Origin of the sequence: Ruminococcus sp. (assembly GCF_019417665.1) — a bacterium.
GTDB lineage: Bacteria > Bacillota > Clostridia > Oscillospirales > Ruminococcaceae > Ruminococcus_C.
Genome location: NZ_DXUU01000074.1, coordinates 1 through 8,330 on the forward strand (window position 1 = coordinate 1; position 8,330 = coordinate 8,330).

Genomic DNA, 8,330 nt, shown 5'->3' on the forward strand with positions numbered 1-8,330 from the left:
GTGAAGAAAATGCTTTTCGACAACTGCGTTTGAATCAATGGGTAAAACAGGCGGTACGTTGGATGCCGATGGAGAAATGGGACAAATGCAAGGTCGCTTTTGATGAATCCGAACTCGAAGGAAGAATCTGCTACGGTGGACTTGACCTTTCCTCTACAACGGATATTACAGCATTTGTTTTGGTGTTTCCGCCAACAGATGAAGATGAGCATTATTACATTTTGCCTTACTTTTGGCTGCCGGAAGAAACATTGCCTTTAAGAGTTCGCCGTGACCACGTTCCCTACGATGTATGGGAACGGCAGGGTTATCTGAAAACTACGGAGGGCAATGTTGTCCACTATGGTTTTATCGAAAACTTCATTGATGAACTGGGGCAGAAATTCCACATCAAAGAGATAGCTTTTGATAGATGGGGTTGTGTGCAGATGTCGCAGAATCTTGAGGGGTTGGGTTTTACGATGGTGCAGTTCGGACAAGGATATAAAGATATGTCACCGCCTACCAAGGAATTGATGAAACTGACTCTGGAACAGACTCTTGCCCACAACGGTCACCCTGTCCTCCGTTGGATGATGGATAACATTTTCATTCGCCGTGACCCTGCCGGAAACATCAAGCCGGATAAAGAAAAATCCACAGAGAAGATTGACGGTGCGGTTGCCATGATTATGGCTCTTGACCGTGCAATCCGCTGTGGATGTGTTTCTGATGAGTCTGTTTACGATTCAAGGGAGATGTTGGTGTTTTAATTATCTCGATTTAATCCATTTAAAAGCTTCAGTACCACATTCATAATCTTCAGCAACATCTTTAGTATACAAATACTCAGAATCAAAAGAACCTGTTTTTAAGTTGTATGTATATTTAAATACAACAGGTATCTCTCTATTGTATCTTTGGCAAATTTCATTCAATTCCGGCATTATTTCTTCTGTTATAATATTATAGATCTTATTATCGATTTCGTCGGATACACCCGCTTTTACATTGCCAACTACTTTTTCATCAACACGGTATGCACTTGCAATTAAAGACTGGGAATCATCATTATAAATGTATACGTATAGTAGTTCCGATTTAGCACTTGCTGCTTCTTTGTACAAAGAAATAATTTCCGACTGCTTATTCATGAATTCATCTTCAAAACACATTTATCTTACTCCTAAGCTATATGACTTAATCGAAAAATTTACTCGATTTCATATTTAAGTATACCACATCCACACCAAAAAAACAACCCTCTGAAAGGAATTGATTTTCATGGGAATTTTCAGCGGACTATTCAAGTCCAGAGATAAGCCTCAAAACAGTTATGACAGTCCGTCCTACACATATTTTTTCGGCAGAAGCAATGCAGGAAAAAGAGTCACCGACAGAACAGCATTACAACATATTGCGGTTTATGCCTGTGTGCGTGTGCTGTCAGAAGCGATTGCACAGCTGCCGCTTCATGTGTACAAATACAACGATAGCGGAAAAGAGCGAGTGCCACGGCATCCGCTCTATTTTTTGCTGCATGATCAGCCAAATCCAGAAATGACATCTTTTGTTTTCAGGGAAACATTAATGTCCCATCTGCTGATTTACGGCAATGCCTATGCACAGATTATCCGAAATGGCAGAGGTGATGTATTGGGACTGTATCCGCTGATGCCGGATAAGGTCAGAGTAGACCGTGATCAGAGAAACCATCTGGTCTACATCTACAGCCGCTACGATGAAGCCAATCCAAATCTGAAACAGCAGGGCGATATTGTCCTGCAGGCAGAAGATGTGCTGCATATTCCAGGACTTGGGTATGACGGTTTGGTGGGATATTCACCGATTGCTCTTGCGAAGAACGCAATCGGCATTTCTATTGCCTGCGAGGAATATGGTGCGTCGTTTTTCGGAAATGGTGCTTCACCAAGTGGCGTGTTAGAACACCCCGGAGTAATCAAAAATCCGGAACGTGTGCGTGATGCGTGGCAGAGAGCCTATGGCGGAAGAAATGCCCACAAGGTCGCAGTTTTAGAGGAGGGCATGAAGTTTACACCTATTGCAATTCCGAATAATGAAGCACAGTTTCTCGAAACCCGAAAGTTTCAGATTGAAGAAATTGCAAGAATGTACCGTGTACCGCTCCATATGATCGGCGACCTTGACCATGCAACATTCAGTAACGTAGAACATTTATCCCTTGATTTCGTGAAATACAGTCTTGACCCTTGGATCGTTCGATGGGAGCAGTCTTTGCAGAAAGCACTTCTTTCTGATTCTGAAAAGGGGCAGTATTTTGTGAAGTTCAATGTAGACGGACTTCTGCGTGGCGATTATGCTTCCAGAATGCAGGGCTATGCTACTGCAAGACAAAACGGCTGGATGTCGGCGAATGACATCCGTGAAAAGGAAGATATGAATTTGATTCCTGATGAAGATGGAGGTAACCTGTATCTCGTAAATGGCAGCTTCACCAAACTTGCTGATGCAGGTGCATTTGCAAATCCAAAAAAGGAGGAAAAAACCGAATGAAGAAATTCTGGAACTTTATCCAAAATGAAGATACATCAGAAACGGAACTTCTGTTTAACGGTCCTATCTCTGAAGATACCTGGTGGGGCGATGTGCGCTCGGATAGGGTGTAAGTAAATGTGAAATTGGTAACACACAGAATAGGTAATTCTGTAAGCGACCCAACTAACCGAAAGGCGAAAGCTGATACGGGAACATAGCACGTTGGGGAAGCGGTAAGTTTCTTAAAGGCAATCAAGAACGACTGAACCGCAACGCTAAGCAGATAAGAGGATAAAACTGTATTTGTTGAATGTGAGTTTCAAGTCCCAGTTAACCAATGGTTAAGGAAATTTGCCTGATACCTTAAATATGAATGCGATTTATTATCATCTCCAATAAATTATTGCCTCAATATTCATATGACGTGCAAGAGAACTTGTGCAAACGAAACGAAAGCATATCCGACAATCTGCAACCAGTTATTTACACTAACCGAGGATACCCTAAAGGTCAATGCTGAAAAGCTATGATTTAAGAATCTGAATATGACCCAAGGGTACGGAGTTTCCATAGTAGTCCGAGGACGGTAACACCGTCTGCATGGCGAAGGGAAACAGTTGTTATGGTCAAAAATGAAGAAAGTTAGGGAGGAAAACCTCAATGGCTGAAATGCAACCAACAACCGAAATTTTGACGAGAATAAGCAAAAACTCATTGAACAATAAAGATGAAGTGTTTACACGTCTGTTCAGATATTTATTGCGGGAGGATATATGGTTTGAAGCATACAGAAATCTGTATGCAAATAATGGTGCATCAACAAAAGGTGTAAATGATGACACTGCCGACAGCTTTAGTGAAAGAAAAATACAGAAAATCACAGAACAGCTGAAAAACGGCAAATTTAATCCAACGCCGGTAAGACGCACATATATACAAAAAAAGAATTCTGATAAAATGCGTCCACTTGGTATTCCGACATTTACAGACAAACTTGTACAGGAAGCTGTACGCATGATTTTAGAAGCAGTATATGAACCTATATTTCATGAATGTTCTCATGGTTTCAGACCAAACAGGAGCTGTCATACTGCTTTAAAAAGTCTGCGTATGAAATTCACAGGTGCAAAATGGTTCATAGAGGGTGACATCAAGGGCTGTTTTGACAATATTAACCATGATGTACTGATAGGAATACTGAACAAAAAAATCAAAGACGCAAGATTAATACAGCTTATTCAACAATTTCTGAAAGCAGGCTATCTTGAAGACTGGATATATCACAGGACATACAGCGGTACACCGCAGGGAGGAATCATTTCTCCCATACTGGCAAATATCTATCTGCATGAACTGGATAAGTTTGTAGAAAATCTAAAAGAGGAATTTGATAAACCGAGCAAAGAAAAGTATACTCCCGAATACCGAAAAGCAAAATATCAGACAGAAAAAGCACGAAAAGCAATCAGAGAGTGCGACCCACAGGATTATGAGCGAAAAAAACAGCTAATTAAAAATTTGAAAGCAGTCCGCAGTGCTCAGCTTAAAACTCCATGCAAATCACAGACAGACAAAAAAATTCAATATATTCGTTATGCTGATGATTTTATTCTATCAGTAAATGGAAGTCGTAAAGAATGCATAGAAATAAAAAAGAAGCTGTCACAATACATCAGCGAGGTGCTTAAAATGTAGCTCAGTGATGAGAAAACGCTGATAACTCACAGCAGTAATCATGCAAGATTTTTAGGTTACGACATCTGTGTAAGAAGAAATGCCAAAATTAAAAGCAAAAATGGCGGAGTTTCATTGAGAACATTGAATAATAAGGTTGAACTTTTAATTCCATTAAAGGAAAAAATCAACCGTTTCATGTTCGATAAAGGTGTCATCTTTCAAAAAAAGGATGGCTCTCTGTTTCCTACTCATCGCAGCTATATGATACATATGTCAGACCTTGAAATCATATCAACATACAATTCAGAGCTGAGAGGAATCTGCAATTATTACAATTTAGCAAGTAATTACTGCCAATTGCGTTACTTTGCTTATCTAATGGAATATAGCTGTCTGAAAACACTGGCGGCAAAACATAATACCAAGATTTCAAAGATAATAGCAAAGTTTAAAGACGGAAAAGGCGGATGGGGAATCCCATACGAAACTAAAAGCGGTAAAAAACGCTGTTATTTTGCTAAATACTCTGATTGCAAAGACTCAAAAGATGGTACGGACAATATCTCAAACGCAGCCGTAATATATGGCTATTCAAGAAATACACTTGAAGAACGCTTAAAAGCAAAGGTTTGCGAACTGTGTGGGGACACAAATGCAGAATACTATGAAATTCATCACGTTCATAAAGTGAAAGACCTGAAAGGTAAAAACGATTGGGAACGTGCAATGATAGCCAAAAGGCGAAAAACATTGGTGTTATGCAGGAATTGCCACCATAAAGTTCATAATCAATGAGTTGATTTTATTTTATATAACAATGGAGAGCCGTGTACTCCGAGAGGGGTAAGCACGGTTCGGTGAGGGGTCTGTATAAACCTACTATGGAAACATAGCAAGGCGATACTTTCCTACTCTACGAAGTGACACCTGCCCTTTTCCGTGACGAACTTTCAAAAGTAAGCGGAAATCTGACAGTCTGGCTGAACTCACCAGGGGGCGATGTGTTCGCTGCAAGTCAGATTTATTCTATGCTGAAAAATCACAAAGGCAAGGTTACCGTAAAAATTGATGGCATTGCTGCCTCCGCTGCGTCTGTTGTGGCAATGGCAGGCGATGAAACTTTGATTGCACCGACTGCCCTAATGATGATCCACGACCCCAGCACTTGTGCTATGGGAAATAAGGCGGATATGGAAAAGGCTATCATCTTGCTCGATGAAGTCAAAGAATCAATCATCAACGCCTACGAAACAAAATCCCATCTCAGCAGAAATAAGATTGCAAAACTGATGTCCGATGAAACATGGCTCAATGCGAAAAAGGCTCATGAGATGGGTTTTGTGGACGGGATTCTCTTTGCAGAGAAGAAAATGCCTGTTGTTCCTGAAGAGGAAGAACCGGATGAAGAGGAAAAAGAAGATACACTGACTGCAATGACCTATTCAAAGTCAAGGAATCTATCTGCATTCTTATCCAAAGTATCTGCATCAGCAGAATCCGTTACTGGCACACCCATTGACCAGCTTGAAAAAAGACTGGCACTTTTGAAATATTGATTGGAGGAATTGATTATGGCTATGACGATTAAAGAACTTAGAGAAAAGAGAAAGAAGGCTTGGGATACAGCACGTGATTTTCTCGACAGCAAGAGAAATGCAAATGGTGTTCTCAGTGAGGAAGATTCCAAGACTTACGATGCAATGGAACAGACCATTGTCGATCTTGGCAAGGAAATTCAGCGTCTGGAAAGACAAGCTGAAATTGAAGCTGAAATGAACAAAGCAACTTCCACTCCTGTTCTCGGTAAGCCTGCCACACCAAATGTAACGGAAAAGACAGGTACAGCAAGCGACACTTACAAAACGGCATTCTGGAACAGTATCAGAAACCGCAACTGGATCGATGTACATGACGATTTGCACATTGGCACAGATGCAGAGGGTGGCTATCTTGTTCCAGATGAGTTTGAACGAAAATTGGTGGAAGCGTTGGAGGAAGAGAGCATTTTCCGCCAGATGGCAACGGTCATCAAAACTTCCAACGGCGACCGCAAGATTCCGATTGTGACTTCCAAGGGCGAGGCTGTCTGGATGGACGAAGAACAGCAGTATTCTCTTTCTGATGATACTTTCGGACAGGCATCGCTTTCCGCATATAAGCTTGGAACAGCGATCAAGATTTCTGAGGAACTCCTTAACGATTCTGTATTTGATTTGCCGTCCTACATTGCAAAAGAGTTTGCAAGAAGAATCGGTGCAAAGGAAGAAGAGGCTTTCTTCGTTGGTGACGGCAAGGGAAAACCGACCGGCATTTTTAATGCTACAGGCGGTGCGGAAGACGGCACTTCTACCACAGGTACAAGCATTACATTTGATGATGTGATGGAACTTTTCTACTCCCTCAGAAGTCCGTACCGCAAGAAGGCAGTGTGGGTGCTCAATGATTCCACTGTCAAGGCTCTCAGAAAACTGAAGGACAACACAGGAAACTATATCTGGAGTCCGTCTGTGCAGGCTGGTGTTCCGGATACCATTCTGAATCGTCCTTACAAGACATCCAGCTATGTGCCGGAAATCAAGTCAGGCAACAAATGCATGGCATTCGGCGACTTTAGTTATTACTGGGTGGCCGACAGACAGGGACGCTCTTTCAAGAGACTGAATGAACTCTTTGCTATGACAGGTCAGGTTGGTTTCCTTGCAAGTCAGAGACTGGACGGCAAGCTGATTCTTCCGGAAGCAATCAAGACACTTACCATCAAGAAAGCGTGATGCTATGATTACACTGAAAGAGGCGAAAACCTATCTGAGAGTAGATTATGAAGAGGACGATAGTCTGATTCATAATCTTCTTTCTACAGCGAAAAATCTTGTAATGGACGTTGGCAGAATGGACGAATCAGCATTTGCTGAAAATGAAGATACTGTGCGGACTGCGATGCTTTTCGCACTTGGGTATCTTTATGAAAACAGGAGTAATCCTGATTATCATAAACTTACACTGAATCTTCGTTCAATTCTGTTTGCACAGCGAGAGGGCGTGATGTAATGGAAATCGGGACTCTGAATCAGAGAATCACCATTTTGGAACACAGAACAGTTGTGGACGAGATCGGCAACCATATTACAAAATGGGAAGAAACCTTTTCATTATGGGCAAAAGTTACGGTAAAGACGACAACAGAAACAACAGATGCAGGAGTTACCAAAGAGGTGCAGAAGCTGGAATTTCTGGTTCGTCAAAGTCCTGCAACGATGAATATCAACAGCACCAATTTCCATATTCTTTTCAGAAACATCATCTACAATGTCACAGGACTGATTCCGCTTTACGACCACAACAACTACATGAAAATCGAGGGTGAGATACGAAAGGCAGGTGCTTCCGATGGCTACAGTTGATGCAATGGCTGACGAGATTATGAAAGGCCTGACGGAATATGCAGACCTTGCAGATACGTCAATGAAAAAGGCGGTCAGAAAAACTGCAAAATCTGTAAAAGATGAAATATCTGCAAACGCTCCAAAGAGAACAGGTGCGTATTCAAAAAGCTGGACTGCAAAAAAGACAAAGGAAAACAGCCATTCTCTTGAAATGACTGTTCATTCTAAAAACAGGTATCAGCTGGCACACCTTTTGGAAAAGGGGCACGCCAAGCGTGGCGGAGGTCGGGTATCCGGAAAACCGCATATTGCTCCTGCGGAAGAAAAAGGTGTACAGCTTTTTGAGAAACTTATAGAGGAGGCGCTGTCATGACCTACGAACAAATCGCAGAAATGATGGAAGAGATAGGACTACCTTTTGCCTATCATCATTTCGCCGAGGGCGAAAGTCCTGCATCGCCTTTTCTGTTGTTTCTCTCTCCTGGAGAGAATCCATTTTCTGCAGATAATGTGGCATATTTCAGTTGCAAACAGCTGGACATTGAATTGTACACGGATAAAAAACTGCCGGAATTGGAAGAACAAGTGGAGACAGTGCTTGCCCAGCATGAAATTTATTACACAAAAACAGAACTATTCATTGATTCGGAAGAATTGTATGAAGTGCTCTATGAGATGGAGGTTTGATCTATATGGCAATGGAGAAAAACAAGGTAAAGTTCGGTCTGAACAAAGTTCACTATGCAAAAATCACCTCTTATGATGAAGAAGGTG

At 41.6% G+C, this 8,330-nt stretch carries 9 protein-coding genes and 1 pseudogene; 9 read left to right on the top strand and 1 reads right to left on the bottom strand.

Features of this window, described 5'->3' with window-relative positions:
• On the top strand, positions 1–752 hold a 752-nt coding region (locus QZ375_RS12775; protein ID WP_295219638.1), incomplete at its 5' end, for a terminase TerL endonuclease subunit.
• Here the strand turns inward: QZ375_RS12775 and QZ375_RS12780 are convergent.
• Positions 753–1,154 carry a hypothetical protein gene (locus QZ375_RS12780; RefSeq protein WP_295219639.1) on the bottom strand — a complete coding sequence of 134 codons (402 nt, stop codon included), beginning with the start codon at positions 1,152–1,154 and terminating at the stop codon, positions 753–755.
• A gap of 109 nt (positions 1,155–1,263) precedes the next feature.
• Here QZ375_RS12780 and QZ375_RS12785 point away from each other — a divergent pair, with 109 nt between their 5' ends.
• The 8 genes and pseudogenes from QZ375_RS12785 (at position 1,264) to QZ375_RS12825 (ending at position 8,243) form a co-directional block, all read left to right on the top strand.
• Positions 1,264–2,514, top strand: a complete 1,251-nt coding sequence (locus QZ375_RS12785) for a phage portal protein (RefSeq protein ID WP_295219640.1) — start codon at positions 1,264–1,266, stop codon at positions 2,512–2,514.
• A gap of 651 nt (positions 2,515–3,165) precedes the next feature.
• Positions 3,166–4,968, top strand: a pseudogene (locus QZ375_RS14315) (reverse transcriptase domain-containing protein).
• 125 nt (positions 4,969–5,093) lie between these two features.
• Positions 5,094–5,729: a head maturation protease, ClpP-related gene (locus QZ375_RS12800; protein ID WP_295219643.1), complete on the top strand. Its 636-nt coding sequence runs from the start codon at positions 5,094–5,096 to the stop codon at positions 5,727–5,729.
• A gap of 21 nt (positions 5,730–5,750) precedes the next feature.
• Positions 5,751–6,944, top strand: a complete 1,194-nt coding sequence (locus QZ375_RS12805) for a phage major capsid protein (RefSeq protein WP_295219648.1) — start codon at positions 5,751–5,753, stop codon at positions 6,942–6,944.
• A gap of 4 nt (positions 6,945–6,948) precedes the next feature.
• Positions 6,949–7,221 (top strand): head-tail connector protein, encoded by a 273-nt coding sequence (locus tag QZ375_RS12810; protein ID WP_295219644.1) that lies wholly within the window; start codon positions 6,949–6,951, stop codon positions 7,219–7,221.
• Positions 7,221–7,574 carry a phage head closure protein gene (locus QZ375_RS12815; RefSeq protein WP_295219645.1) on the top strand — a complete coding sequence of 118 codons (354 nt, stop codon included), beginning with the start codon at positions 7,221–7,223 and terminating at the stop codon, positions 7,572–7,574. Before QZ375_RS12810 ends, QZ375_RS12815 begins: the two co-directional genes overlap by 1 nt.
• The gene (locus tag QZ375_RS12820; protein ID WP_295219646.1) at positions 7,561–7,929 is read left to right on the top strand and encodes an HK97 gp10 family phage protein; all 369 of its coding nucleotides are present in this window, start codon (positions 7,561–7,563) and stop codon (positions 7,927–7,929) included. Before QZ375_RS12815 ends, QZ375_RS12820 begins: the two co-directional genes overlap by 14 nt.
• Positions 7,926–8,243: a hypothetical protein gene (locus QZ375_RS12825; protein ID WP_295219647.1), complete on the top strand. Its 318-nt coding sequence runs from the start codon at positions 7,926–7,928 to the stop codon at positions 8,241–8,243. The genes QZ375_RS12820 and QZ375_RS12825 overlap by 4 nt, the downstream gene beginning before the upstream one ends.
• The last annotated feature ends 87 nt before the right edge of the window (positions 8,244–8,330 follow it).